This is a genomic window from Microvirga thermotolerans, from assembly GCF_009363855.1.
Taxonomy (GTDB): Bacteria; Pseudomonadota; Alphaproteobacteria; order Rhizobiales; family Beijerinckiaceae; genus Microvirga; species Microvirga thermotolerans.
The window spans coordinates 538,906-564,408 of sequence record NZ_CP045423.1 but is presented as its reverse complement, the minus strand read 5'-3'; the positions used below and the strand labels follow the sequence as shown (position 1 = coordinate 564,408).

The window sequence follows — 25,503 nt, the reverse complement described above, 5'->3', positions numbered from 1 at the left end:
TTCCCGAGAACGCCGCTTCCGTCAAGCTGCGACGGTCAGGCGAAGGCCCGGCGGCGCGGCGCCCGCGCGGCGGGCGGCGGGCTCTCCTCGAACAGCTCGGCGAGCTTCTCGGTCATGACTCCGCCGAGTTCCTCCGCGTCCACGATGGTGACGGCGCGGCGGTAGTAGCGGGTCACGTCGTGGCCGATGCCGATGGCGATGAGCTCCACGGGCGAGCGGGTCTCGATCTCCTCGATCACATGGCGCAGGTGCCGCTCCAGGTAGTTGCCCGGATTGACCGAGAGGGTGGAATCGTCGACCGGAGCGCCGTCCGAGATCACCATGAGGATCCGGCGCTGCTCGGGGCGCCCGAGCAGGCGCTTGTGCGCCCAGTCCAGGGCCTCGCCGTCGATGTTCTCCTTGAGCAGGCCCTCGCGCATCATCAGCCCGAGATTCTTGCGGGCCCGGCGCCAGGGCGCGTCCGCCGGCTTGTAGACGATGTGGCGCAGGTCGTTGAGCCGTCCGGGATTGGCGGGCTTGCCGCTCTGCAGCCACGCCTCGCGCGCCTGCCCGCCCTTCCACGCGCGGGTGGTGAAGCCGAGGATCTCGACCTTCACGCCGCAGCGCTCCAGGGTGCGCGCCAGGATGTCGGCGCAGGTGGCGGCGACGGTGATCGGCCGCCCCCGCATGGAACCCGAATTGTCCAGGAGCAGCGTCACCACCGTGTCGCGGAAGTTCGTGTCCTGCTCCTGCTTGAAGCTCAGGGGCTGGAACGGGTCCATGACCACGCGGGGAAGCCGCGCCGGGTCGAGGGTGCCCTCCTCCAGGTCGAACTCCCAGGCCCGGTTCTGCTGCGCGAGGAGCCGGCGCTGCAGCCGGTTGGCGAGGCGCCCGACCACCCCCTGCAGGTTGGCGAGCTGCTTGTCGAGATAGGCGCGCAGCCGCGTCAGCTCGTCCGCGTCGCAGAGTTCCTCCGCATGGACCACCTCGTCGAACCGGGTGGTGAAGGCCTTGTAGTCCGGCCCCCGGCCCTCGTTGTGCCGGGACGGCGGCCGCCAGGATTCGGAGGCATTCTCGGAATCCGCCTCGTCGGCCTCGTCCGGCAGCTCGCCGGAGGGGCCGTCGGCGTCCTCGCTCGCGCCCTCCTCCATCTCGTCGGCGGCCTCGTCGCCGATCTCGGCCTCGGCGCGGTCGCCCTGGGCCTCCTGCTCGCTCTCGCCCTCGCCCTGCTGCTGCTCCTGCTCGGTGTCGTTCTCCTCCTCGTTCTCCTCGTCCTCCGAATCGAGGGCGGCCTCGTCGGCCATGTCGAGGGAGGACAGGAGGTCCCGGACCGAGCGGGCGAAGTCGCGCTGGCTTTCGATGTTCTTCAGAAGCCCGTCGAGGTCGCGCCCCGCCCGGTCCTCGATGTAGTCCCGCCACAGGTCGACGATCCTGGCCGCGGAGGCCGGCGGCCGCTGGCCGGTGAGGCGCTCCCGCACCATCAGGGCCACGGCATCCTCGATGGGGGCGTCGGCCCGGTCCGTGATCTCCTCGTACTTGCCGCCGCGGTGATACCGGTCCTCCAGCATCGCCGAGATGTTGGAGGCGACGCCGGACATGCGGCGGGAGCCGATGGACTCGACCCTGGCCTGCTCGACCGCGTCGAAGACGGCGCGCGCCGCCTGCCCCTCCGGTGCGAGCTTGCGGTGCAGCGCGGTGTCGTGGCAGGCGAGCCGGAGCGCCATGGAATCGGCATAGCCGCGCAGCACGGCGACGTCATGGGAGGTCAGCCGCCGGGGCGGATCCGGCAGGCGCACCTTGTCGCCCATCATCGCGGGCCGGTCGGAGGCGAAGGTCACCTCCAGGTCCTGCTTGCGCGCGATGGCCTTCATGCAGCCGGCGATGGAGCGCTTCAGCGGCTCCGTCGGCGCTTCCTTCCGTTCTCCCGGCCTGCGGTTCGAGATGGACATCTCACCCCTCTTGTCATTCCCGTTTGCGTCGCCCCGCGCAGGCGGGGATCCATGAACGCAGGCTCGGCTCCATCGCATTCACGGTCTCCGGGCTCCGCCTCGCGGCGCCGGAGCGACGGAAGAACGCGTTACGACAGCGCCACGTTCACGGCGCTCTCCGGCAGCTCCCGGCCGAAGGAGCGCTGGTAGAACTCCGCCACCAGGGGACGCTCCAGCTCGTCGCACTTGTTGAGGAAGGTGACGCGGAAGGCGAAGCCGACATCCCCGAAGATGTCCGCGTTCTCGGCCCAGGTGATGACCGTGCGCGGGCTCATGACGGTGGAAAGGTCGCCGTTCATGAAGGCGCTGCGGGTGAGGTCGGCGACGCGGACCATCCTGTTGACGGTGTCGCGGCCCTCGGGGCTCTCCTGGTAGTGCTTCGCCTTGGAGAGGACGATGTCCACCTCCTTGTCGTGCGGCAGGTAGTTAAGGGTCGTGACGATGGACCAGCGGTCCATCTGGCCCTGGTTGATCTGCTGCGTGCCGTGATAGAGCCCCGACGTGTCGCCGAGGCCGACGGTGTTGGCCGTGGCGAAGAGGCGGAAGGCCGGATGAGGCCGGATGACCCGCTTCTGGTCGAGAAGGGTGAGCTTGCCCGACTGCTCCAGGACGCGCTGGATCACGAACATGACGTCGGGCCGCCCGGCATCGTACTCGTCGAAGACGAGGGCCACGTTGTGCTGCAGGGCCCAGGGCAGGATGCCGTCCTGGAAGGCGGTGACCTGCTTGCCGTCCTGGAGAACGATGGCGTCCTTGCCGACGAGGTCGATGCGGGAGACGTGGCTGTCGAGGTTGACGCGCACGCAGGGCCAGTTCAGCCGCGCCGCCACCTGCTCGATATGGGTCGACTTGCCCGTGCCGTGGTAGCCGGTGATCATCACGCGCCGGTTGCGCGCGAAGCCCGCGAGGATGGCGAGGGTCGTCTCCCGGTCGAAGAGGTAGTCGGGATCCAGGTCCGGCACGTGCTCGTCGCTCTGGGAGAAGGCAGGGACCTCAAGATCCGAATCGATGCCGAAGACCTGCCGAACGGAAACCTTCATGTCCGGCAAGAGGGTCGGTGTCTCGGTTGTCGCCATCGTCAGGGCCTTTCGGTCGGAAGGGGTCGAGTTGTCACAAGCGCCAAGGATCGCTTAACGGCAAGGTTACTTAACAATCATGCACCCCGGGCGCAAACGGGATCCTCGCATGCCGGGGCTGCGCGCAAGCCTCCCTCCTCAGCACATTCCTGCGCTCTTGAGGGTGTCGTGGGCCTTGATGATGTCGCGCAGGCGCTCCTCGTAGGACCTGTCCCCCCCGTTCGCGTCGGGGTGGAACCGCTTCACCAGGGCCTTGTACTGGGCCTTGATCGCCGGGCCGTCGGCATTCTCGTCGAGCCCGAGCACGTCCAGGGCGCGCCGCACCGGTCCCGTATGGCGCGGCGGCTGCGGCTCGGCGGGAGCCCTGCTCCGGCGCCCCTGCCTGAAGTCCTCGCCCCGCAGGATGCCCAGGGGATCGACATAGGCCCACTCGCGCTCCTGGCACTTGGTCTTGGCGTTCACGCCCATGGCCCAGGTCGGCCGGTGGCCGACGACCGCGTCCTTCTGGTAGGCCGCCACCGCGTCGTCGGGCATGCCGGCGAAATAATTGTACGAGGCGTTGTACGCGCGCACATGCTCCAGGCAGAATCGCCAGTACTGCCCCTCCCGGTCCCGCCCCTTGGGCGCGCGGTACTCGCCCGGCGCCTTGCAGTCGGGATGTTCGCAGACCGGCCCCTCCGTCTCGCGCGGCGCGTCGCACGTCGCCTTGATGCGGATGCGGTCGAAGAGAGGTGAGTTGAGATCCATGACGCAGGGATTATGAGTGGCTTCCGGCCCGGAGCCAAGGCCTCGACGCTTTTCGCCGCAGACCCGTTCAAAAAGGTTTATCGCAAGCATGACCCTCGCCGACTGGATCACGCAGGAACTGCAGGCGCGCCTGCAGCCGACCCATCTCGCCGTCACGGACGAATCGGAGCAGCATCGCGGTCACGCCGGATGGCGCGAAGGCGGCGAAACCCACTTCCGCCTTCATATCGTGTCGGACGCCTTCGCCGGCAAGAGCCGGGTCGAGCGCCACCGCCTCGTGAACGAGGTCCTGAAGGGAGCGTTCGAGCGCGGGCTCCATGCGCTCGCCATCGAGGCGCGGGCCCCGGGCGAGCCGGACCCGCGCCCGCCGCGGGCCTGAAGCGGCCTACTTGATCCGCTCGAGCACGCTCACGTAGTTCGCGACGGCGGCGCCGCCCATGTTGAAGATGCCGCCGAGCTTGGGGTTCCTGACCTGGATCCCGCCCGCTTCCTCGCAGAGCTGCATGGCCGAGAGGACATGCATGGAGACGCCCGTGGCGCCGATGGGATGGCCCTTGGCCTTGAGCCCGCCCGAGGGGTTCACGGGCAGCTTGCCGTCCCGCTGCGTCCAGCCCTCCTTGACGGCGATGGCGCCCTGGCCCGGAGGCGTCAGCCCCATGGCCTCGTACTCGATGAGCTCGGCGATGGTGAAGCAATCGTGGGTCTCGACGAAGGAGAGGTCGGAAAGCTGGATCCCCGCCTGGTCGAGCGCCCGCCGCCACGCCTCGGCGCAGCCCTCGAACCGGACGATGTCGCGCTTGGACATGGGCAGGAAGTCCTGCGCGTGCGCCGTGGCCCGGAAGGCCACCGCCCGCTTCATGCGCAGGGCCGTCTCCGTGTCGGCGATCACGAGGGCCGCCGCCCCGTCGGAGACGAGGGAGCAGTCCGTCCGCTTCAGGGGGCCTGCGACGAAGGGGTTCTTGTCGCTCTCCGTGCGACAGAACTCGAAGCCCAGGTCCTTGCGCATCTGCGCGTAGGGGTTGTCGACCCCGTTCCGGTGGTTCTTCGCGGCGATCATCGCAAGAGCGTCCGACTGGTCGCCGTAGCGCTGGAAATAGAGCCCGGCGATCTTGCCGAAAACGCCCGCGAAGCCGCCCTTCGTGTCGCCGTCCTCCGGCAGGTAGGAGGCCTTGAGGAGGATGTTTCCGATTTCCGGGCCGGGGGTCGTCGTCATCTGCTCGACCCCGACGACGAGGACGGTCCGGGCGCGCTTCGCCTCGATCGTCTTGATGGCCTGGTGCACGGCGGCGGACCCGGTGGCGCAGGCGTTCTCGACCCGCGTGGCCGGCTTGAAGCGGAACCGGTCGCTCGCCTGGAAGACCAGGGAAGCGGTGAATTCCTGGGGAGAGAAGCCGCCGTTGAAATGGCCGAGCACGACCTCGTCCACGTCCTCCGGGCCGATTCCGGCATGCTCCAGCGCCTCGTCGGTCACACGGACGATCAGGCTCTCGACGGTTTCGGTATCCAGCTTTCCGAAGGGGGTATGGGCCCAGCCGACGATGCAGGCTGTCATGGGGGAATCTCCTCAAGAACGTTCATTCCTCAGAATGGCCCCCCGCCTTCGCCTGGGCAAGGCCGTCCCTGCCGGAGCGTTCGTCTCCGGAGCCCCCGACGTCAATGCTGGGGTCAATGCTGGGCGAGCAGGAGGAGGCCGACCCCCGCCAGGATCAGCGCCATGCCGAGGACCTCCCGGCGGGTGGTGGCCTGCGAGAGCAGGCGGTGGGAGACGGCCTGCGCCATGAGGACCTCCACCAGGGCCAGGGTGCGCACGTTCGCGGCCGTGGTCAGGGAGAAGCCGACGAACCAGAACTGCGAGGCGAGAGCGCCGAGAAAGCCTGCGCCCAGGGAGGGGCGCCATGCCCTGAAGCTCGCCACCAGCGCCTTCCGGTCGAAGGCGCCGAGCCAGACCAGGAGGAGGACCGTCTGCGTGCCGAGCGCCCAGGCGAGCGTGGCGGTGGACCGCATCACGAAGGAGCCTTCCGGCAGGGCGAGGATCGCGCCCCGGAAGCCGATGGCGGCCAGGGCGAAGAATGCGCCGGAGGCGATCCCGTAGACGGTCGGGCGAAGACCCGCGGCCCCCAGCCGCGCTCCGGGCTTGAGGGACATGAGGACGACGCCCGCCGTCGCGACGCCGATCCCCAGGGCGACTCCGGGCGACAGCGGATCCCCGAGAATCGCCACGCCGAACAGGGCGACCTGGACCGGCTCCGTCTTCATGTAGGCCGTGACCACGGAGAAGGAGCGCTCGCGCATGGCGGCCAGCATGAGGGCGGTGGCGAGGATCTGCGCCGTCGCCCCGCCAAGGACGAAGGGCATGAACATCCCCTCCGGCGCGGGAACCGGCTCGCCGAGGACGAGCCGCACGAGTCCCAGGGCCAGGAGGGCGAACGGGAAGCCGTAGAGGAAGCGGACCTGGGTCGCGCCCACCGTCCCGATGGTCTCGGTCAGGCGGCGCTGGGTCGCGTTCCGGCCCGTCTGCGCCGCCGCGGCGGCCAGCGTCACCGGAATCCACAGGAGGGAGGAGGTCGTCATGCTCGATCTCGAATCCGCGCGGCCCTTGCCATGCTCTTGCCACGGAATCCCTTAGAAGGGTTGGTGGGGAAGGACTTATTGCCTGACAGCCTAGCCAAGGGCAGGTTCGAGGCCTACAAATAGTCCGCTGCAACCGGGGCCGTCGCAAGACCCTCTTCGTGCCAGTCTTCTTGTGGAGTCGTTCCGTATGAACGTCAGCCGTGCCCTCCGTGTGACAGCCTTCGCATTGGCGGCCCTCGTGGGGGGCCTCATGGGCGGCCTCATGGGCGCACCGGCCCTGGCCGGCGGTCCTGCCCTGGTGGTGGAGGCCGATACGGGCCGCGTCCTCCATGCCGAGCGGGCGACGGATCCCTGGTATCCGGCCTCCATCACGAAGCTGATGACCACCTATGTGGCGCTCGACGCGGTCCGCTCCGGCCGGGCGAAGATGGACACGCTGCTCACGGTCTCCGAGCAGGCGGCCGCGCTGCCGCCCTCCAAGATGGGCTTCAAGCCGGGCACCCAGATCCGCCTCGACAACGCCCTGAAGATCATCATGGTCAAGTCGGCGAACGACGTCGCCGCCACCATCGCCGAAGGCCTCGGCGGCTCGATCGAGGCCTTTGCCGAGATGATGAACGAGAGGGCCCAGGCCCTCGGCATGCGCGACAGCCATTTCGCCAACCCGCACGGCCTGCCCGACGAGCGCAACCAGACCACGGCCCGCGACATGGCGATCCTGGCGCGGGCCCTGTTCAACGAGTTTCCCGAGTACCAGGGCCTGTTCGACATCGGCGCCATCCAGTACGGACGCCGGATCATGCGCAACACCAACGGCCTGATCGGGCGCTATCCCGGGGCCGACGGCATGAAGACCGGCTTCATCTGCTCGGCCGGGTTCAACGTCGTGGCGAGCGCGACCCGCAACGGGCGGCATCTGATCACCGTCGTCCTCGGCGCCCCCTCCGCCAACGAGCGCACCATGAAGGCCGCCGAGCTGTTCGACCGGGGCTTCAGCAGTCTGGCCGGGCCGGCGAACCCGACCCTCGCCGCCCTGCCGGCATCCTCGGCGCGCACGCCGCCGGACATGCGCTCCGTCATCTGCGACCGCCGCGGCCCCATGCCGGAGGAGGAGGACAGCCAGACCACCGTCGCCAGCAGCGAGAGTACGGGCATTCCCAATCTCTTCTCCTCCGACGTGATGGCCTTCGCCGGGACCTCCCAGCCGACGCGGACCGTTCTCGGCCCCCGCGCGGCCGTCCAGCCGGAGCGGGTCTGGGTGGGGCTCAACCCGCCCTCCGAAGCCGAGCTCGCGGCCCAGGCCGCAAAGGAGGAGGCTGCGGAAAAGGCCAGGAAGGCGGCGAGCAAGAAAGCCGCGAAGAAGGACCAGGCCAAGGCGGCCGCCAAGGACAAGTCCGCGAAGGACAAGGCCGCCGGCGAAAAGGATGCGCAGGACGCCAAGGATACCGACACGGCGAGCGCCTCGCCCAAGGCGGGCGGGAAGTCCAAGGCGCGCGAGAGCATCAGCATGAAGCCGGTGAGCGACCAGAAGGGCAAGCCGAAGCCGGCCAAGGGCAAGGACCAGGCCTCGGCGGACACCTCCGCGAAAGCGAAGAACGGCAAGAACCGACCCGAAGCGAACTGACCGGAAGCAACCCGCTCCGCATCGGCCGGCGCAGGGCCTCTCCCGCCGGCCGGATGCGTTTCCGCCCTTCGGGAGGAGGATCTTCCGGCAGCGCTCTTGCAATCGCGGCCGAACCGGGCGAACCGTGTCGTGTCATCGTGATCGCCCGCATGCCCGCCACCTCTCCCGCCAGCGGCCTCCTCTTCGCCCTGAGCTCCGCCGGCCTCTACGGCCTGAACATCGTCTATGCCCGCGTCGCGGCCCTCGAGGGCGTGCCGGGACCGACCGTCGTGATCTACCGCGTCCTGCTGATGCTGGCGCTCTTCGGGGCGGCCGCCCTCCTGCTGCGCCACTCCCTCGCCGTGGCGCGGGAGGAGCGCGCCACCATGGCGGTCCTGGGCGTTTCCACCGCCTTCGTCGGCCTCTGCTACGTCTCCTCGGTCGCCTTCATCCCGGTCACGGTGGCGGCGGTCCTGTTCTACGCCTATCCGACCTTCATCGTCCTGGCCTCGCCCTTCGTGGAGGGGACGCGGCTGACGCCCGCCCTCATCGGCGTCGTGCTGATGGCGCTGGCCGGGGTCGTCCTCGTGGTGGGCCCCGCCTTCGGCGACCTCGACTGGCGCGGCCTGGCCCTGGCCCTCGGGGCGGCCGCGGCCACGGCCGCCCAGTTCTTCGCCGCAGCCCGCTGCCGGAAGACGAACGTCACCGCCAAGATGTTCTGGATCCACCTGATCGTGCTCCCCACCGCGCTCCTCGTCGGCCTGGCGACCGGGCAGCCGGGCTCGCCGGCCGCCCTGGCCCTCGCGCCGTTCGCCGTCGCCATGACCGTCGGCGGCTACGTGATCGGCTTCCTGTTCCAGATCGTCGCCCTCGGCCGGATCTCCGCCGTCGCGGCGGGGATCGTCTACTGCATCGAGCCGGTGGTCTCGGCCGCCACCTCCGCCCTCGTCCTCGGGGAGCGCCTCGGTCCCGTCCAGGCGCTGGGCGGCGGTCTGGTGCTCGCCGCCATCGTCACCAATATCCTCAGCGAGCGCTCCCGCACCGCGCCCGTCGTACCCACGGACTGATCGCCATGTCGGATTCCCGCCCCGCCGGCCCGCCGCCGCCCATTCCGCTCACCGTCCTCACCGGCTTCCTGGGAGCGGGCAAGACGACGCTGCTGAACCGGCTGCTCCGGCACGAGGCCCTGAAGGACAGCGTCGTCATCATCAACGAGTTCGGCGAGATCGGCCTCGACCATCTGCTCGTGGAGAGGGTGGACGAGGACATGGTGCTGCTCTCCGCCGGCTGCCTCTGCTGCACCGTGCGGGGCGACCTGATCGCGACCCTGGAGGACCTCCTGCGCAAGCGCGACAACGGACGGATCGCGCCGTTCCGGCGGGTGGTGATCGAGACCACCGGGCTTGCCGATCCTGCGCCGATCCTGCACGCGGTCCTCTACCACCCCTACCTTTCCATGCGCTACGCGGTGGAAGGCGTGGTCACGGTGGTCGATGCCGTCAACGGGGAGGCCACCCTCGACGCCCATCCCGAGGCGGTGCGCCAGGTCGCGGTCGCGGAACGCCTCGTGCTCACGAAGACGGACCTCGTGAAGGACGCGGATCGCCTCGAGCGTCTGCGGCAGCGCCTGCGCCGCCTCAACCCGGGCGCCGCGATCCTTCCCGCCGACGCGCGGGTCGAGGAGATCGTCTCCGGCGGCCTGTTCGACCTCGGCGGAAAGATCGCGGACGTGGCCGAATGGCTCAGGACCGAGGCCGTCGAGGAGGCCGAGCGGCGCAGCCACGCTCACCAGCATGGACACGGGCACGATCGTGGGCATGACCATGGGCCCGATCATGCCCACCGCCATGACGTGAACCGCCACGACGAGCGGATCCGCGCCTTCTCGCTCGTGAGCGAGGAGCCGATCCGGCAGGGAACCCTCGACATGTTCCTCGACCTGCTGCGCTCGACCCAGGGAGCGAAGCTCCTGCGCGTGAAGGGGCTCGTCGCCCTGGCGGAGGATCCCGAGCACCCGGTCGTGATCCACGGCGTCCAGCACGTGATCCACGTGCCCGCCATCCTGCCGCGCTGGCCCAGCGACGACCGGCGCAGCCGCCTCGTCCTCATCGTCGACGATCTGGAAAAGGAGACCGTCGAGGCCCTCTGGAACGCCTTTCTCGGCAAGCCCCAGATCGACCGTCCCGACGCGGCGGCCCTGTCGGACAACCCGCTCTCCCTGCGGCGCTAGCCCGGAGCCTCAGCGCCCGATCCTGCGCTGGTCCGCGGGCGGCAGGAACGCATCGGTGAAGACGTCCTCGGGCTTCGGCTTCGCCTTGTAGTCCAGGGCGGCTGCGATCTGGTCGAGCGCCTTCGCGAAACGGTCCCTGTCGATGCCGCCGAACCCGTTCTCCTTCACCCAGGGGGTGAGGACGTTCTGATCGAGCGACATCCGCAGGCGTTCGGCCTCCACCTCCTTGCGGGCCAGATCGTTGCGGGCGAGCACCGCCTCGACGGCGGCGGCGGGATCCTTCGCCGCGTCCTGGAACCCCCGCACGATCGCCCGCAGGAGCGCCTTCACGGCCTCGGGCTTCTCCTGCGCGAACCTCTCCGACACCACAATGGCGCTGCCGTAGGCCTCGATCCCGTGCTCGCCCATGAGGAGGGTCACGATGTCCTCCACCGGCACGCCCCGGGACTTCAGGTTGACGTAGGACGTGGTCGCGGCTCCGAAGACCGCGTCCACCTCCCCCTGCGCCAGCATGGGCTCGCGGACGGGCAGGCCCACATTCTCGAACTTCATTCCCGAATCGTCGATGCCGTTCACCATCCGGAAGACGGGCCACATGGCATAGGCCGCATCCGCCTGCGGCGCGCCGAAGGTCTTGCCCTGGAGGCTGGCGAGGTCCTTCGAGAGCCCCCGGCTCTTGCGCCCGACGATGGCGTAGGCGGGACGGTCGTGGATCATCATGACGGCGACGGCGCCGGTCTCGGGCTTGTCGTGCAGCAGCCGCGCGAGGCCGTTCACGTCGGCGAGCGCGGCCTCGTAGTTCTCGGCCGTCACGCGCGTGAGCGCCTCGCGCGAGCCGTTCGCGGACTCGACGGTCACGTCGAGGCCCTCGGCCTTGAAGTAGCCCTTCTCCAGCGCCACGGCGAAGGGCGCCGCCGGCCCCTCCCAGCGCCAGTCGAGGCTGAGCCGGACCGGCGTCTGCGCCGAGGCGGCCGAGGCGAAAAGCGCGACGAGTCCTGCGGCAAGGCCTGCGAACCATCCTCTCAGCGCGGCAGTACCCTTCCGGGACATGGCGACTCTTCCTCCAGCGTTGTCGGCCTTCATGGTTTCCGGGCCGCATTCATGCCCGGACCGGTCCTGGCCTGTCTTTTTCGGTTATCCGTCCATGCAATCAGAACGGCTCGGGGCGTCAAGCGTCCTCGCGGCCTTTGGTTTCATCCTCGTGAGCGCTCCCCGCCCTTGATCCGGGCGGAAGTCCTACCCATGTGGGAGGCGTCGGTGGCCGGGCCCCTCTGGCGGATGCGGGACGCATCCGCGATGTCGGAACCGACGGGTTCAACACACGGGTTCGGTCATGCTCGAAATCCTGCTCGCCGTCTGGCTCGGCAAGCCCCTCTGGATGTGGCTTGCCTTCATCGGAATCGTCCTTTCGCTCCTCGCCCTCGATCTGGGCGTGTTTCATCGCACCAGCCGGGAAATCGGCGTGCGCGAGAGCCTGCTCCTCAGCACCTTCTACATCGCGCTCGGCCTGCTCTTCGGCGGCTTCGTCTGGTGGTCGCTCGGCCCGGAAGCGGGCCTCAACTACCTGACCGGCTTCGCGGTCGAGAAGGCGCTGGCGATGGACAACGTCTTCGTCATCGCCATGATCTTCGGCTTCTTCGCCGTGCCGCGGATCTACCAGCACCGGGTGCTGTTCTGGGGCATCCTCGGGGTCATCGTGCTGCGCGCCGTCATGATCGGCTTCGGCGCGGCCGTGATCTCGCAGTTCTCGTGGGTGCTCTACATCTTCGCGGCGTTCTTGATCGCCACCGGCGTGAAGATGATCGCGTTCTCGGACAAGGAATACGACATCGCCAGGAATCCGGTGCTGCGCTTCATGCGCCGGCACTTCAACGTGACGGACGAGCAGCACGGCGAACACTTCTTCGTGAGGAAGCCGCATCCGAGGACGGGCAGGCCCGCCTGGTTCATGACGCCGCTGTTCCTGGCCCTGGTCCTCATCGAGATCGCGGACGTGGTGTTCGCGGTGGACTCGGTGCCCGCCATCTTCGCCATCACCACCGACCCGTTCATCGTCTACACGTCGAACATCTTCGCGATCCTCGGGCTGCGCGCGCTCTACTTCGCCCTGGCGGCGATGGTCCACCGCTTCCACTATCTCAAGTACGCCCTCGCCCTGGTGCTGATCTTCATCGGCGCCAAGATCTTCCTGGCCGACGCCTTCGGGCTCGACAAGCTCCCGGCGGCGGTGTCCCTCGGCGTCACCTTCGGCATCCTCGCCGCGGGCGTGGCATGGAGCCTCTGGAAGACGCGCGGCGAACCGGCGGCGGCCGGGCCGATGCAGCGCTGACGGAGGAAACCGGGAGGGCCCGCCCGGCCCTCCCGGACGCAGGCGGCAGGCTCCGTCAGACCGGCAGCAGCCCGTCGCTCTTCACCTCCTCCATCACCGCATAGGTCCGGGTCTCCTTGACCCCCGGGAGGGCCAGGAGGATCTCGCCCAGGAAGCGCCGGTAGGCGGCCATGTCCGCGACGCGGGTCTTGACCAGGTAGTCGAAGCCCCCGGCGACCATGTGGCACTCCAGCACCTCGGGCGCGCGGCGCACCGCGTCGGCGAACCTCTCGAAGACGTCGGGGGTGGTCTTGTCGAGGGAGACCTCCACGAAGACCAGGAGCTCGAGCCCGAGGCGGCGGGGATCGAGGCGCGCGCCGAAGCCTGCGATGTAGCCCTCCCGCTGGAGCCGCTTCACCCGCTCGCCCGTGGAGGTGGGGGAGAGGCCGACCTTCTCGGCCAGCTCGACGGTCGCGATCCGGCCGTCGCTCTGGAGAAGCTTCAGGATCCTTCGATCGATCCGGTCGATTTCCGCCATTCTCACGCCGACTCCGCCCTTTGGCCTGCTTTCTTAAGGCACGGGGCGACAAATTGCCATCGAAACCCGGCCGCCTCTCTCCTATGATCCGCCGTCCTCAGGGAGAACGCCATGCACCAAGCCCCCATCGCCACGTCCTTCACCCCCCCTTACGCGGAGGATGACAAGGCCATCGCTGCCCGGCTCCTGGCGGATGCGCGCCTGTCGCCGGAGCGGGAGCGGCAGATCGACCGGCGGGCCCGGCGCCTGATCGAGGCGATCCGGGCCAAGGGCGGCGGTCTCGGGGGCGTGGAGGAGATGCTGCGGGAATACGCGCTCTCCACCAAGGAGGGGCTCGCCCTGATGGTCCTGGCGGAAGCGTTGCTTCGGGTGCCCGATGCGGCGACCGCCGACCGGCTCATCGAGGACAAGCTGGGCCAGGCCGACTTCGCCGGCCACGAGGCCAAGTCCGACGCCTTCCTCGTCTCGGCCTCGGCCTGGGCGCTCGGCATCACGGCCCGGATCATCCAGCCCGGCGAGACCCCGGAGGGCATCCTCCGCCAGCTCACCAAGCGCCTCGGCCTTCCCGCCGTGCGGACCGCGACCCGCCAGGCCATGCGGGTGATGGGCAACCACTTCGTCCTGGGCCAGACCATCGACGAGGCCCTGAAGCGGGCGGGCTCCGGCAAGGGCCGGCTCTACCGCTATTCCTTCGACATGCTGGGCGAGGGCGCCCGCACGGCGAAGGACGCCCGCCGCTACTTCGAATCCTACGCCTCCGCCATCGACGCCATCGGCCGCTCCGCCGGCAACGAGCCGCTGCCGAACCGGCCGGGCATCTCGGTCAAGCTGTCCGCCCTGCACCCGCGCTACGAGGCGACGAGCCGGGAGCGCGTGATGCGCGAGCTGGTGCCCCTGGTGATCGAGCTGGCGCAGAAGGCCAAGGCCTACGATCTCAACTTCACGGTGGACGCGGAGGAGGCGGACCGGCTCGAGCTCTCGCTCGAGGTGATCGAGGCGGTCCTGGCCGATCCGTCGCTCGCCGACTGGAGCGGCTTCGGCCTCGCCATCCAGGGCTACCAGAAGCGCGCCGGCGCGGTGATCGACGCCATCGCCGCCATGGCGGAGCGCTACGACCGGCGCATGATGGTGCGCCTCGTCAAGGGCGCCTACTGGGACACGGAGATCAAGCGCGCCCAGGAGCGCGGCCTCGACGACTATCCCGTCTTCACCCGCAAGGCGATGACGGACCTCAACTACATGGCCTGCGCCGAGAAGCTGCTGAAGCTGCGCCCCCGGATCTATCCGCAGTTCGCGACGCACAACGCGCTCACCGTCGCCTCGATCATCGAGCGCGCCGGCGGGACGGAGGGCTACGAGTTCCAGCGCCTGCACGGCATGGGCGAGGCGCTCTATGCGCGCCTGCTGGAGGACGAGCCGGGCCTCGCCTGCCGGACCTATGCCCCGGTGGGAGGCCACCGCGACCTCCTCGCCTATCTCGTCCGGCGCCTCCTCGAGAACGGCGCGAACTCCTCCTTCGTCTCCGTGGCCGCGGACGAGAACGTTCCGGTGGAGGTCCTCCTCAAGCGCCCGGCCGACATCGTCGTTTCCCCCGACAGGGCGCGCCATCCCAAGCTTCCCCTCCCCCGGGACCTCTACGGGCCGGGCCGCGCCAATTCCCGGGGCGTGGAGTTCGGCCACCGCGCCTCTCTCGAAGGGCTCCTCGCGGAGATCGCGCAGGGGGCCCGGCAGGCCTGCCGCGCCGAGCCGCTGGTCGACGGAAGGCCCGGCGCCGGGCAGAAGCGCACCCTCCTCAGCCCCATCGACGGCACCACCCTCGTCGGCGAGGTGACGGAGGCCTCGCCCGAGACGGCCGACCGGGCCATGGCCGCCGCGCAGGCGGGCTTCTCCGCCTGGAGCCGCACGCCCGCCGAGACCCGGGCCAAGGCCCTGCTCCGCGCCGCCGACCTCCTGGAGGAGCGGCGCGGCGCCCTGCTCCACCTGCTCCAGGTCGAGGCGGGCAAGACCCTCGACGACGCCGTCTCGGAGGTGCGGGAGGCGGTGGATTTCTGCCGCTACTACGCCGCCCAGGGCAGGACGCTCTTCGGCGAGGGCGAGCCGATGCCCGGGCCCACCGGCGAGAGCAACGTGCTGCGGCTCAGGGGGCGCGGGGTCTTCGTGGCCATCTCCCCCTGGAACTTCCCGCTCGCCATCTTCCTCGGCCAGGTGACCGCGGCCCTCGTGGCGGGCAACGCGGTCGTGGCGAAGCCGGCCGAGCAGACGCCCCTGATCGCGGCCCTCGCCGTGCGGATCCTGCACGAGGCGGGCGTTCCCGCCTCGGCCCTCCACCTTGTGCCCGGCGACGGGCGCGTCGGCGCGCGGCTCGTGGAGAGCCCCCTTGCCGCCGGGGTGGTGTTCACCGGCTCGACGGAGGTGGCGCGCATCATCAACCGCACCCTCGCCGCCAAGGACAGCGCCATCGTCCCGCTGATCGCGGAGACGGGGGGCATCAACGGGATGATCGTGGACGCCACCGCCCTGCCGGAGCAGGTGGCGGACGACGTGGTCATGTCGGCCTTCCGCTCCGCAGGCCAGCGCTGCTCGGCCCTCCGCCTCCTCTTCGTGCAGGACGACGTGGCGGACCGCATGATCGAGATGATCGCCGGCAGCGCGCGGGAGCTGAAGCTCGGCGATCCGCGCGAGGTCTCGACCCATATCGGCCCCGTGATCGACGCGGAGGCGAAGGAGCGGCTCGAGGCCCATGTGCGGGCGATGACCCGCTCCGCCAAGGTCCGCTATGCGGGCGAGGCGCCCGCGGCCGGGACCTATGTGGCGCCGCACATCTTCGAGCTCGACCGGCCGGAGGCCCTGGCGGAGGAGGTGTTCGGGCCGATCCTGCACGTGGTCCGCTACCGGGCGGACCGGCTGGACGACATGCTCCGCGCCATCGAGGCTACCGGCTATGGCCTGACGCTGGGCATCCACTCCCGCATCGACGCCACCGTGCAGCGGATCGCCGACCGCCTCTCGGTCGGCAACGTCTACGTGAACCGGAACATGATCGGCGCGGTCGTCGGCGTTCAGCCCTTCGGCGGCCATGGACTGTCCGGCACCGGCCCGAAGGCGGGCGGCCCCCACTACCTCCTGCGCTTCGCCACGGAACAGACCGTCACCGTCAACACGGCGGCGGCCGGCGGGAACGCGACTCTCATCGCCATGGGAGAATAGGCGCAGGCCTTCCTCTCACGCGCGCGGTTCGCCGACGCTTCCGGGAAGCCGCCTCCCGCGCCCTCTCCTCCTCCCCGGATCGCGGAGTGCACGGGCGGCGCCATCGCGCCCTCTCCCCCTTGCGGGGGAGAGTTGGAGAAGGGGGTGTGGGCGCCTCGCTCGAGAGGCTGGCGCTGCCACCCTCACCCTTAATCCCTCCCCGCAAGCCGCCCCGCAAGGGGAAGGGAACGCGCCGCGCCTCCCGCGCACCGCCGTCCGACCGGACCGGCCCGGCCATGCCGCCGGAAGGAGAGACGCGAGAAGCACGCACGCCGCCGCGTCCTCCGGGCGCGTGGGCCCGGAGGGGCGGCGGGGTCGAGGGGGCACGAGGATCGCTCCGGCTCGGGGGAAGGAAGGGGTGAAGGCAATGAGCCGCAGCGTCATCGCGCCCGGTTCTTTTCCGGCGGACCGGCGGCGGAGGCTCCGGGGATGGCCCGGACGCGGGGCGGCGTTGACGAACGCCGGCGGCGCCGGACGGCCCGGAGCCCCGGCGGTGCCGGGGCCGCCCGCGGCCGGCGCGTGCGTGGCGCGCGGGCGCGGGACCGGTCCCGTCCCCGCATTCGGCGACGCCTCGCGAGCGCGCCCCTCGGCGGGACGGGATGGGTTACGATATAGCCGAGCTTGGTGCCGCTGTCAAGAACGAAAGCGGAACATTATCGCGGACGCACCCTGCCGGGACGCGCAGCGGGAGAGCCGTTGCCGTCGCGGGGCACGCTTCGAGGGGCCCGCCTGTCCGGACGGCGGCCGCCGCGGCGTCTTCGCCCCGCACCGCAGGGGTGATGGCTTCCGGGCTCGCCTGCGGCGCCCCGGAATGACGGAGGGCGAGGGAAGAGGGGCGCATTCCCTCCCCGCCGGTCCCGGGTGTTCCCGGGATCGGCTCTCTCAATGCGCAAGTCGGGAGCACCCGGCTTGCGAGGGGAAGGGCCAGGGTGGGGGCCGGCGCCACGATTCCGGAGCGAGGCGCCCGCACCCCCCCCTCCAGCTCTCCCCCGCAAGGGAGGGAGAGGGTGCGGCGGCGCTTACCGGGAGGCGCCGGGACACGGCCGGTGCGGTGGCGCGGCCCGGGCGGATTCGGGACCCGCGAAAGGGGGAGTGTCGGGATGCGCAGGGGAGCGCGCGCGACGGCCCTGTCTTCGGGTGGCGGTTCCCGGATGCGGGCGGGTTCCTGAAAAGAAAAACCCGGCTCGGGGCCGGGTTGTCGGTGGATCAGTAGTTGAGAGCCGCCTTGGCTTCCCTGAGCTGCGCCACCGCGGCCTCCGCGGCGTGCTTGGCGGCGAGGTCGTTGGTGGCGTCGTACTGCATTTCCGCCTGCAGGATCTCCCGGTCGAGCACCTCCTGGGTCAGCTCCTCGGCAGGGAGAGCCTTTTCCGCCAGCACGGTGAGGCCGTTCCGGTTGATGTCGGCGAAGCCGCCACGGATGAGGATGCGCTTGCCGTTGCCGGGCGAGTCGGTGACGACGAGGAAGCCGGTCTTGAGGGCCGTCATCATCGGCGCGTGGCCGGCGAGAACCGTCATGTCGCCCTCGATGGCCGGCAGCACGACCGCGTCGACGGGCCCTGAGAACAGCACGCGCTCGGGAGAGACGAGTTCGAAGGTGAAGGTCGCCATGTCAGCCCCTCGTCACCCGGCCGCACGAAGCGGAAGCCGGAGAACGTTCTGGTGGAGATGCGTCAGGTTCTCCGGGCAGGGGAACCTGCCCGGAGGGATCGTTTCGGACGGCTCAGGCCGCCTCGGCCGCGAGGCGCTGCGCCTTCTCGACGGCCTCCTCGATGGTGCCGACCATGTAGAAGGCGGCCTCCGGCAGGTGGTCGTAGTCGCCGTTCACCAGGCCCTTGAAGCCCTTGATGGTGTCCTCGAGGGCGACGAGCTTGCCGGGCGAGCCGGTGAACACTTCCGCCACGTGGAACGGCTGGCTGAGGAAGCGCTCGATCTTGCGCGCGCGGGCGACGGTGAGCTTGTCCTCTTCGGAGAGCTCGTCCATGCCCAGGATCGCGATGATGTCCTGCAGCGCCTTGTAGCGCTGGAGCACCTGCTGCACCTGGCGGGCGACGGTGTAGTGCTCCTCGCCGACGATGGCGGCCGAGAGCATGCGCGAGGTGGAGTCGAGCGGGTCCACCGCCGGGTAGATGCCCTTCTCGGCGATGGAGCGCGAGAGCACGGTCGTGGCGTCGAGGTGGGCGAAGGAGGTCGCCGGGGCCGGGTCGGTCAGGTCGTCGGCCGGCACGTAGATGGCCTGCACCGAGGTGATCGAGCCCTTGGTCGTCGTGGTGATGCGCTCCTGCAGGGCGCCCATGTCGGTGGCGAGGGTCGGCTGGTAGCCCACCGCCGAGGGGATGCGGCCGAGAAGCGCCGACACCTCGGAGCCCGCCTGGGTGAAGCGGAAGATGTTGTCCACGAAGAACAGCACGTCCTGGCCCTGGTCGCGGAAGTGCTCGGCGACGGTGAGGCCGGTCAGCGCGACACGGGCGCGGGCGCCCGGAGGCTCGTTCATCTGGCCGTAGACCAGGGCGCACTTGGAGCCGGCGGCGGAGCCCTTCTCGCGGGGATCGACGTTCACGCGGGACTCGATCATCTCGTGATAGAGGTCGTTGCCCTCGCGGGTGCGCTCGCCGACGCCGGCGAACACGGAGTAGCCGCCGTGGGCCTTCGCCACGTTGTTGATGAGCTCCATGATCAGCACGGTCTTGCCGACGCCGGCGCCGCCGAAGAGGCCGATCTTGCCGCCCTTGGCATAAGGCGCCAGCAGGTCCACGACCTTGATGCCGGTGACGAGGATCTGCGCCTCGGTCGCCTGCTCGGCATAGGACGGAGCGGGCTGGTGGATGGCGCGCATGGACTCGCCGACGATGGGGCCGGCCTCGTCCACAGGCTCGCCGATCACGTTCATGATGCGGCCCAGGGTGGCGTCGCCGACGGGCACAGAGATCGGCGCGCCGGTGTCCACGACCTCCTGGCCGCGCACGAGGCCCTCGGAGGTGTCCATGGCGATGCAGCGGACGGTGTTCTCGCCGAGCTGCTGCGCCACCTCGAGCACGAGGCGGTTGCCCTGGTTCTCGGTCTCGAGGGCGTTCAGGATTTCGGGCAGGTGGCCGTCGAACTGGACGTCGACGACGGCGCCGATGACCTGGGTGATGCGTCCGGTCGGCTTGCCGGCAGTATTGGCGGTATTGGCCATGATTGGCTCCTCTCGGATGTCGTCAGAGCGCCTCGGCGCCCGAAATGATTTCGATCAGTTCCTTGGTGATCATCGCCTGACGCGACCGGTTGTAGGTCATCGTCTGCTTCCTGATCATCTCGCCCGCGTTGCGGGTCGCGTTGTCCATGGCGCTCATCCGCGCGCCCTGCTCGGAGGCGGCATTCTCCAGGAGCGCGCGGAAGATCTGCACCGTGAGGTTCCGCGGCAGGAGCGTGGCCAGGATCTCGCCCTCGTCGGGCTCGTAGTCGTAGACCGCGTCCGTGGAGCGGCTGCCGGACTCGATCTGCGCCGGAACGATCTGCTGCGCCGTCGGGATCTGGGCGATCACCGAGCGGAAGCGCGAGTAGAACAGCGTCGCGACGTCGAACTCGCCCTGCTCGAAGAGCGCGAGCACCTTCTGGGCGATCTGCTCGGCCTGCTCGAACCCGATCTGGCGCACGGCGCGCAGGTCGACGAACTCGATGATCTGCTGCCCGAACTGGCGACGCAGGATGTCGTAGCCCTTCTTGCCCACGCAGATGATCTTGACCGTCTTCCCCTCCGCCATCAGCCGGTTGGCATGCTCGCGGGCAAGGCGCGCGATGGAGGAGTTGAAGGCGCCGCACAGGCCGCGCTCGGCCGTGCAGACGATCAGGAGATGCACCCGGTCGGAGCCCGTGCCGGCCAGGAGCCGCGGCGTCTCGGGCCCGACGGTGATGCCGGACGCGAGGTTGCCGAGGACCGCGGCCATGCGCTCCGCGTAGGGACGCGCGGCCTCCGCCGCGCTCTGCGCGCGGCGCAGCTTCGCGGCGGCCACCATCTGCATGGCCTTGGTGATCTTCTGCGTCGCCTTCACGGAGGCGATGCGGTTGCGAAGGTCTTTCAAGCTCGGCATCGAGCGGCCCTATCCTCTCCGGAGACCCGGTTGAAGCTTACGAGAAGGTCCTTACGAGAAGGTCTTGGCGAAGGCCTGGACGGCGTCCTTGAGCTTCGCCTCGGTCTCGCTGGTCAGGTCCCTGCTGGTCCGGATCGCTTCCAGGATGTCGGCGTGCTTGCTGCGCAGCGTGCCAAGCAGCCCGTCCTCGAAGGCGCGGACCCGGTTCAGGGGCAGCGAGTCGAGGTAGCCGTTCACGCCGGCGTAGATCACCGCCACCTGCTCCTCCATCTTCAGCGGCGAGAACTGCGGCTGCTTCAGGAGCTCGGTGAGGCGCGAGCCGCGGTTGAGCAGGCGCTGCGTCGTGGCGTCGAGGTCGGAGCCGAACTGGGCGAAGGCCGCCATCTCGCGATACTGGGCGAGCTCGCCCTTGATCTTGCCGGCGACCTTCTTCATCGCCTTCGTCTGGGCCGAGGAGCCCACGCGCGACACGGAGAGGCCGACGTTCACCGCCGGGCGGATGCCCTGGTAGAACAGGTCCGTCTCGAGGAAGATCTGGCCGTCGGTGATCGAGATCACGTTGGTCGGAATGTAGGCGGACACGTCGTTCGCCTGGGTCTCGATGACCGGGAGGGCGGTCAGCGAGCCGGCGCCGTGCTCGTCGTTGAGCTTCGCGGCGCGCTCCAGCAGGCGGGAGTGCAGGTAGAACACGTCGCCCGGATAGGCCTCGCGACCCGGCGGACGGCGCAGGAGCAGCGACATCTGGCGGTAGGCGACGGCCTGCTTCGACAGGTCGTCGTACACGATCACCGCATGCATGCCGTTGTCGCGGAAGTACTCGCCCATGGCGCAGCCGGCGAAGGGCGCCAGGAACTGCATCGGCGCCGGGTCGGACGCGGTGGCGGCCACGACGATGGAGTACTCGAGCGCGCCGTTCTCCTCCAGGACCTTCACGAACTGGGCGACGGTCGACCGCTTCTGGCCGATCGCGACGTAGACGCAGTAGAGCTTCTGCGACTCGTCGTTGCCCTGGTTGAGGGGCTTCTGGTTCAGGATCGTGTCGAGGGCGATGGCGGTCTTGCCGGTCTGGCGGTCGCCGATGATGAGCTCGCGCTGGCCGCGGCCGACCGGGATGAGGGCGTCGATCGCCTTCAGGCCCGTCGCCATCGGCTCGTGCACGGACTTGCGCGGAATGATGCCCGGGGCCTTCACGTCCACGCGACGGCGCTCGGTCGCCTGGATCGGACCCTTGCCGTCGATGGGGTTGCCGAGGGCGTCGACGACGCGGCCGAGGAGGCCCTTGCCGACCGGCACGTCCACGATGGCGCCCGTGCGCTTCACGGTCTGGCCTTCGGCGATCTCGCGGTCCGAGCCGAAGATCACGACGCCGACGTTGTCGGACTCGAGGTTGAGCGCCATGCCGCGCACGCCGCTCTCGAATTCGACCATTTCGCCGGCCTGAACCTTGTCGAGGCCGTAGCAGCGGGCGATGCCGTCGCCGACGGACAGGACCTGACCGACTTCGGTGACCTCGGCCTCGGTGCCGAAGTTCTTGATCTGCTCTTTGAGGATCGCGGAGATCTCAGCGGCTCGAATGTCCATCAGCGGACCTCTTTCATCGCTAGACGAATGGAATTGAGTTTGGTGCGCACCGAGGCGTCCACCATGCGGGAGCCGATCTTCACGATCAGCCCGCCGATGAGGCTCGGGTCGATCTTGACGTCGAGGGCGACGTCAGCCTTAGCGACGTCGCGCAGCGCCGCCTTGATGTCGTTCATGACCTTGTCGGAGGGCTCCTCCGCCAGGACGACCTGGGCGCGGACGATGCCCTTGGCATCGGCCACCAGGTTGCCGTAGGCGCGGATCATGTCCGGCAGGGCGAAAAGGCGGCGCTTGGACGCCACGAGCCGGATGAAGTTGCCCGCGAGGCCGGAAATGCCGGTCCGGTCGAGGATGGCGCCGATGGCGGCCGCCTGCTCTTCCGCCGTGAAGATGGGATTGCGGATCAGGCGCTGCAGATCCGCGCTTTCCTGGATCAGCCGTTCGAAACGGCCGAGGTCGCCGGCCACGGCGTCCACGGCATTCGCTTCCTGAGCGAGTTCGAACAGCGCCGAGGCGTAGCGCATGGCAACGCCCGACAGGAGGGGTCCTTCTTGCGAACCGCTGTGCGCCACTTAAATCGTCTCTCTCAAGTCTTACGGGCTTCGAACCGGCCGAGCCGCTGGGGAGGCTCTCTCGGGAAACCCGTCAGGTCGGTGGAAATGAGCCAGAGGGGACGTCGCTCCGCCCGTCAGGCAGCGGTGCACTAGCATGGGTTTTCCGCAGGCGCAAGGCGAGGCGGGCCGCGAGCCGCGGCCGGTCCGCCGCGGAGGGCGGAACGGGCTTCCAGGCTAGAGCGTGAGGGTCGCCACCTCGCAGTTCTGCAGCTGCCGTCCGGTCAGGTGATAGAAGAACGTTCCGTGGCCGACGACGGCGATGAACCGCTCCGGCCGGGCCGCGAGCCAGCCGCGGAAGCGGCGGACCCGGTCCGCCAGGGTCTCGGCCGGCTCGCAGACGAAGCCGCGCTCGTCCGGCTCCCCGTCGTTGTGCCACCAGACCTCGTCCAGATGGTCGAACGAGAGGTGCGGAAAGTCCTGGGCCAGGAGCGTCGGCGGGCGGCCGACGTCGCAGCTGCTCTCCAGGAACTCCCGGTGCAGGCCCTCCACCAGGATCGGCGGCGCCGCGGGGTGATTCCCGAACAGGCCCAGGGCCGTCTGGATGGCGCGCGTCAGGGGCGAGGTGACCACCAGCTCATAGGGATGCTGCCTGAGCTCCGCCGCCCGCTCGGCCGCCTGCCGGCGGCCCAGCTCCGTCAGGGGGGCGTCGGGGTGCATGGGGTCGCAGCCGGTCTCGGCGAAATGGGCGTTGAAGGTGGACTGGCCGTGGCGGATGCAGTGGACGATCTTCGGCATGGCTTCTCCCGGGCGTCTGGGACGATGGATCACAAAAAGCTCTGCGGGTCCACGTCGATGGCGACGCGGGTGTTCCCCCTGACCTTCGGGCAGCGCGCCATCCAGGCGCGCAGGTAGCCCTGAAGGTCCACCTCCCGCTCGGTCTTCACGAGAAGGCGGAAGCGGTAACGGCCCCGGATCAGCGCAAGCGGCGCCTCGGCGGGGCCGAGGACCGTCACGCCCGGAGGCGGCTCGGCCACCTTGGCCATGGCGCGGGCATGGGCTTCCGCCGCCTCCCGCTCGGCGGCGGACACGATGAGGGAGGCCAGGCGGCCGAAGGGGGGCAGGCCCGCCATTTCGCGCACCCGGGTCTCCTCCCGGTAGAACCGCTCCGCATCGCCCGAGACGAGCGCCGCGATGACCGGATGGTCCGGCTGCCAGGTCTGGACCAGGGCGCGGCCGGGCTTCTCCCCGCGCCCGGCGCGGCCCGTCACCTGCTGGAGGAGCTGGAAGGTCCGCTCCGCGGCCCGGGGATCGCCGGAGGTCAGGCCGATATCGGCGTCGAGCACGCCCACGAGGGTCATGAGCGGGAAATTGTGCCCCTTGGCCACCAGCTGGGTGCCGATGACGATGTCGAACTCCCCCGCCGCGATGGCGGCGAGTTCCCGCCGCAGGCGCTCCGTGCCGCCGGGGAAGTCGCTGGAGAGCACGATGCCGCGCTTCTCCGGGAACAGCTCCGCCACCTCCTCGGCGATCCGCTCCACCCCCGGGCCGCAGGAGACCAGCGAATCGACGCTGCCGCAGGCGATGCAGGCCTGCGGCGTGCGTTCCACATGGCCGCAATGATGGCAGACGAGGGAGCGGCGGAAGCGGTGCTCCACGAGCCAGGCGGAGCAGTTGGGGCATTCGTAGCGATGGGCGCAGGCCCGGCAGAGGGTGAGCGGCGCATAGCCCCGCCGGTTGAGGAACAGGAGCACCTGCTCCCCCTGCCCCAGGCTCTCCTCCATGGCCGCGATCAGGGAGGGCGAGAGCCACCGCCCGCGCGGGATCTGCTCCCGCCGCAGGTCGACGGCGCGGATGCGCGGAAGCTGCCGCCCGCCGAATCGCTCGGGCAGCCGCACATGGCGGTAGCGGCCGCGCGCGGCATTGACCCGGGTCTCGATGGAGGGGGTCGCGGAGGCCAGGACGACGGCGGCGTTCTCGATCCGCCCGCGTACCACCGCCATGTCGCGGGCATGGTAGTGGACCCCGTCCTCCTGCTTGTAGGCGGTCTCGTGCTCCTCGTCGACGACGATGAGGCCGAGCCTGGCATAGGGCAGGAACAGGGCCGAGCGGGCGCCCGCCACCACCTTCACCTCGCCGGAGGCGATGCCCGCATAGAGCCTCTCGCGCTTGCGGCCCGTCACGCCCGAATGCCAGGTGGCGGGCTTCACGCCGAACCGGGCCGCGAACCGGTCGAGGAACTGGGCCGTGAGGGCGATCTCCGGCATCAGGATCAGGGCCTGGCGCCCCTGCCGGACGGCCTCGGCCACCGCCTCGAAATAGACCTCGGTCTTGCCCGAGCCGGTGACGCCCTCGAGGAGCGTCACGGGCGCCGGCGTCTCGGAGAGCGTGCCCGCCAGGGCTTCGGCCGCGGCCCGCTGGTCCTCCGAGAGATGATTGCGGGAAAAGTCCGGGTCGGGGCTCTCGGCCACCGGCTCCGCGAGGAGGGCCACGGTCTCCAGCGTTCCCTCGTCGATCAGCCCGTCGACGACGCCGATGCTGACGCCGGCCTCCTGGGCCAGCTCCCGCTTGAGGCGCACGAGCCCGTCCCCCGCCAGCGCGACGACCCGCTGCCGGGCGGGGGTCATGCGCCTGGGCGGCGCGCCGGCGAGGCGGACGCCGACCCGGACCGCCTCGGGCCGCTCCCCGTCCGCCAGCTTGAGGCCCATGGCGAGGGCCGACCCCTTGGGGGCGAGGGTGTACCAGGCCACCCAGTCGAGGAACCGGCGCATCTGCGGCGACAGGGGGGGAGCCTCGATCCTTCCCGCGACGGACTTGAAGTTGGCGCCCGAGCCCGGCCGGAGGCTCCAGACCACGCCGGCCACCTCGCGGGTGCCGAGCGGCACCTGCACCACGTCCCCCTCCCGGAGGGGGAGCCCGTCGGGCACCGCGTAGCTGTAGGCCGTGTCCAGTGCCAGGGGAATGAGGACATCGGCGATATGGCTCGTCATTCGGATCGGATTAACCTGTCCCTGC

Annotated in this window: 20 protein-coding genes; 6 read left to right on the top strand and 14 right to left on the bottom strand. The window is 69.9% G+C overall.

Features of this window, described 5'->3' with window-relative positions:
* Nucleotides 1-35: 35 nt before the first annotated feature.
* The 3 genes from cobT to GDR74_RS02655 form a co-directional block, all read right to left on the bottom strand.
* Nucleotides 36-1,928 carry a cobaltochelatase subunit CobT gene (gene cobT, locus GDR74_RS02665; RefSeq protein WP_152584853.1) on the bottom strand — a complete coding sequence of 631 codons (1,893 nt, stop codon included), beginning with the start codon at nt 1,926-1,928 and terminating at the stop codon, nt 36-38.
* Between the two features lie 128 nt (nt 1,929-2,056).
* The gene (cobS, locus tag GDR74_RS02660) at nt 2,057-3,043 is read right to left on the bottom strand and encodes a cobaltochelatase subunit CobS (RefSeq protein WP_152584852.1); all 987 of its coding nucleotides are present in this window, start codon (nt 3,041-3,043) and stop codon (nt 2,057-2,059) included.
* A 138-nt stretch (nt 3,044-3,181) separates the two neighbouring features.
* Nucleotides 3,182-3,790, bottom strand: a complete 609-nt coding sequence (locus GDR74_RS02655) for a J domain-containing protein (protein WP_152584851.1) — start codon at nt 3,788-3,790, stop codon at nt 3,182-3,184.
* Nucleotides 3,791-3,878: 88 nt separating this feature from the next.
* Between GDR74_RS02655 and GDR74_RS02650 the strand changes: the two genes are divergently transcribed.
* Nucleotides 3,879-4,169 carry a BolA family protein gene (locus GDR74_RS02650; RefSeq protein WP_152584850.1) on the top strand — a complete coding sequence of 97 codons (291 nt, stop codon included), beginning with the start codon at nt 3,879-3,881 and terminating at the stop codon, nt 4,167-4,169.
* Between the two features lie 6 nt (nt 4,170-4,175).
* On the opposite strand, the gene GDR74_RS02645 is transcribed toward GDR74_RS02650, so the two are convergent.
* Nucleotides 4,176-5,342 carry an acetyl-CoA acetyltransferase gene (locus GDR74_RS02645; protein ID WP_152584849.1) on the bottom strand — a complete coding sequence of 389 codons (1,167 nt, stop codon included), beginning with the start codon at nt 5,340-5,342 and terminating at the stop codon, nt 4,176-4,178.
* 113 nt (nt 5,343-5,455) lie between these two features.
* Complete coding sequence (locus GDR74_RS02640; RefSeq protein WP_152584848.1) at nt 5,456-6,361, bottom strand: DMT family transporter; 906 nt, start codon at nt 6,359-6,361, stop codon at nt 5,456-5,458.
* Nucleotides 6,362-6,548: 187 nt separating this feature from the next.
* Here GDR74_RS02640 and GDR74_RS02635 point away from each other — a divergent pair, with 187 nt between their 5' ends.
* The 3 genes from GDR74_RS02635 (at nt 6,549) to GDR74_RS02625 (ending at nt 10,194) form a co-directional block, all read left to right on the top strand.
* The gene (locus GDR74_RS02635; protein ID WP_152584847.1) at nt 6,549-7,985 is read left to right on the top strand and encodes a D-alanyl-D-alanine carboxypeptidase family protein; all 1,437 of its coding nucleotides are present in this window, start codon (nt 6,549-6,551) and stop codon (nt 7,983-7,985) included.
* A gap of 149 nt (nt 7,986-8,134) precedes the next feature.
* Complete coding sequence (locus tag GDR74_RS02630) at nt 8,135-9,031, top strand: DMT family transporter (RefSeq protein ID WP_194164608.1); 897 nt, start codon at nt 8,135-8,137, stop codon at nt 9,029-9,031.
* 5 nt (nt 9,032-9,036) lie between these two features.
* The gene (locus tag GDR74_RS02625; protein ID WP_152584845.1) at nt 9,037-10,194 is read left to right on the top strand and encodes a CobW family GTP-binding protein; all 1,158 of its coding nucleotides are present in this window, start codon (nt 9,037-9,039) and stop codon (nt 10,192-10,194) included.
* A 9-nt stretch (nt 10,195-10,203) separates the two neighbouring features.
* Here GDR74_RS02625 and GDR74_RS02620 read toward each other — a convergent pair whose 3' ends face one another.
* Complete coding sequence (locus GDR74_RS02620) at nt 10,204-11,244, bottom strand: ABC transporter substrate-binding protein (protein WP_246179828.1); 1,041 nt, start codon at nt 11,242-11,244, stop codon at nt 10,204-10,206.
* A gap of 283 nt (nt 11,245-11,527) precedes the next feature.
* Between GDR74_RS02620 and GDR74_RS02615 the strand changes: the two genes are divergently transcribed.
* Nucleotides 11,528-12,523 (top strand): TerC family protein, encoded by a 996-nt coding sequence (locus GDR74_RS02615; RefSeq protein ID WP_152584843.1) that lies wholly within the window; start codon nt 11,528-11,530, stop codon nt 12,521-12,523.
* A gap of 55 nt (nt 12,524-12,578) precedes the next feature.
* Here the strand turns inward: GDR74_RS02615 and GDR74_RS02610 are convergent, their stop codons facing one another.
* Nucleotides 12,579-13,040: an Lrp/AsnC ligand binding domain-containing protein gene (locus tag GDR74_RS02610; protein WP_152584842.1), complete on the bottom strand. Its 462-nt coding sequence runs from the start codon at nt 13,038-13,040 to the stop codon at nt 12,579-12,581.
* A 111-nt stretch (nt 13,041-13,151) separates the two neighbouring features.
* On the opposite strand from GDR74_RS02610, the gene putA reads away from it, so the two are divergent.
* Nucleotides 13,152-16,247, top strand: coding sequence for a bifunctional proline dehydrogenase/L-glutamate gamma-semialdehyde dehydrogenase PutA (putA, locus tag GDR74_RS02605; RefSeq protein WP_152584841.1), 3,096 nt, complete (start codon nt 13,152-13,154; stop codon nt 16,245-16,247).
* A gap of 1,245 nt (nt 16,248-17,492) precedes the next feature.
* Here the strand turns inward: putA and GDR74_RS02600 are convergent.
* The 7 genes from GDR74_RS02600 to GDR74_RS02570 all read right to left on the bottom strand — a co-directional run bounded on the left by GDR74_RS02600 (nt 17,493) and on the right by GDR74_RS02570 (nt 25,478).
* A complete protein-coding gene (locus tag GDR74_RS02600; protein WP_152584840.1) occupies nt 17,493-17,894 on the bottom strand; it encodes a F0F1 ATP synthase subunit epsilon in 402 nt (133 codons plus the stop codon).
* Between the two features lie 112 nt (nt 17,895-18,006).
* Complete coding sequence (atpD, locus tag GDR74_RS02595) at nt 18,007-19,461, bottom strand: F0F1 ATP synthase subunit beta (RefSeq protein WP_152584839.1); 1,455 nt, start codon at nt 19,459-19,461, stop codon at nt 18,007-18,009.
* 22 nt (nt 19,462-19,483) lie between these two features.
* Nucleotides 19,484-20,356 carry a F0F1 ATP synthase subunit gamma gene (locus GDR74_RS02590; RefSeq protein ID WP_152584838.1) on the bottom strand — a complete coding sequence of 291 codons (873 nt, stop codon included), beginning with the start codon at nt 20,354-20,356 and terminating at the stop codon, nt 19,484-19,486.
* Between the two features lie 51 nt (nt 20,357-20,407).
* Entirely contained in the window at nt 20,408-21,937 is a 1,530-nt protein-coding gene (atpA, locus tag GDR74_RS02585) for a F0F1 ATP synthase subunit alpha (protein WP_152584837.1), read from the bottom strand.
* Complete coding sequence (locus tag GDR74_RS02580; protein WP_152584836.1) at nt 21,937-22,509, bottom strand: F0F1 ATP synthase subunit delta; 573 nt, start codon at nt 22,507-22,509, stop codon at nt 21,937-21,939. The genes atpA and GDR74_RS02580 overlap by 1 nt, the downstream gene beginning before the upstream one ends.
* Before the next feature lie 216 nt (nt 22,510-22,725).
* Nucleotides 22,726-23,286, bottom strand: a complete 561-nt coding sequence (locus tag GDR74_RS02575; RefSeq protein ID WP_152584835.1) for a histidine phosphatase family protein — start codon at nt 23,284-23,286, stop codon at nt 22,726-22,728.
* A 29-nt stretch (nt 23,287-23,315) separates the two neighbouring features.
* Nucleotides 23,316-25,478: a primosomal protein N' gene (locus GDR74_RS02570; protein ID WP_152584834.1), complete on the bottom strand. Its 2,163-nt coding sequence runs from the start codon at nt 25,476-25,478 to the stop codon at nt 23,316-23,318.
* Nucleotides 25,479-25,503 lie beyond the last annotated feature (25 nt).

Bases quoted from the DNA above. Each gene is read 5' to 3' on its own strand.
- cobT (WP_152584853.1), bottom strand. From the start codon at position 1,928: ATGTCCATCTCGAACCGCAGGCCGGGAGAACGGAAGGAAGCGCCGACG.
- cobS (WP_152584852.1), bottom strand. From the start codon at position 3,043: ATGGCGACAACCGAGACACCGACCCTCTTGCCGGACATGAAGGTTTCC.
- GDR74_RS02655 (WP_152584851.1), bottom strand. From the start codon at position 3,790: ATGGATCTCAACTCACCTCTCTTCGACCGCATCCGCATCAAGGCGACG.
- GDR74_RS02650 (WP_152584850.1), top strand. From the start codon at position 3,879: ATGACCCTCGCCGACTGGATCACGCAGGAACTGCAGGCGCGCCTGCAG.
- GDR74_RS02645 (WP_152584849.1), bottom strand. From the start codon at position 5,342: ATGACAGCCTGCATCGTCGGCTGGGCCCATACCCCCTTCGGAAAGCTG.
- GDR74_RS02640 (WP_152584848.1), bottom strand. From the start codon at position 6,361: ATGACGACCTCCTCCCTCCTGTGGATTCCGGTGACGCTGGCCGCCGCG.
- GDR74_RS02635 (WP_152584847.1), top strand. From the start codon at position 6,549: ATGAACGTCAGCCGTGCCCTCCGTGTGACAGCCTTCGCATTGGCGGCC.
- GDR74_RS02630 (WP_194164608.1), top strand. From the start codon at position 8,135: ATGCCCGCCACCTCTCCCGCCAGCGGCCTCCTCTTCGCCCTGAGCTCC.
- GDR74_RS02625 (WP_152584845.1), top strand. From the start codon at position 9,037: ATGTCGGATTCCCGCCCCGCCGGCCCGCCGCCGCCCATTCCGCTCACC.
- GDR74_RS02620 (WP_246179828.1), bottom strand. From the start codon at position 11,244: ATGTCCCGGAAGGGTACTGCCGCGCTGAGAGGATGGTTCGCAGGCCTT.
- GDR74_RS02615 (WP_152584843.1), top strand. From the start codon at position 11,528: ATGCTCGAAATCCTGCTCGCCGTCTGGCTCGGCAAGCCCCTCTGGATG.
- GDR74_RS02610 (WP_152584842.1), bottom strand. From the start codon at position 13,040: ATGGCGGAAATCGACCGGATCGATCGAAGGATCCTGAAGCTTCTCCAG.
- putA (WP_152584841.1), top strand. From the start codon at position 13,152: ATGCACCAAGCCCCCATCGCCACGTCCTTCACCCCCCCTTACGCGGAG.
- GDR74_RS02600 (WP_152584840.1), bottom strand. From the start codon at position 17,894: ATGGCGACCTTCACCTTCGAACTCGTCTCTCCCGAGCGCGTGCTGTTC.
- atpD (WP_152584839.1), bottom strand. From the start codon at position 19,461: ATGGCCAATACCGCCAATACTGCCGGCAAGCCGACCGGACGCATCACC.
- GDR74_RS02590 (WP_152584838.1), bottom strand. From the start codon at position 20,356: ATGCCGAGCTTGAAAGACCTTCGCAACCGCATCGCCTCCGTGAAGGCG.
- atpA (WP_152584837.1), bottom strand. From the start codon at position 21,937: ATGGACATTCGAGCCGCTGAGATCTCCGCGATCCTCAAAGAGCAGATC.
- GDR74_RS02575 (WP_152584835.1), bottom strand. From the start codon at position 23,286: ATGCCGAAGATCGTCCACTGCATCCGCCACGGCCAGTCCACCTTCAAC.
- GDR74_RS02570 (WP_152584834.1), bottom strand. From the start codon at position 25,478: ATGACGAGCCATATCGCCGATGTCCTCATTCCCCTGGCACTGGACACG.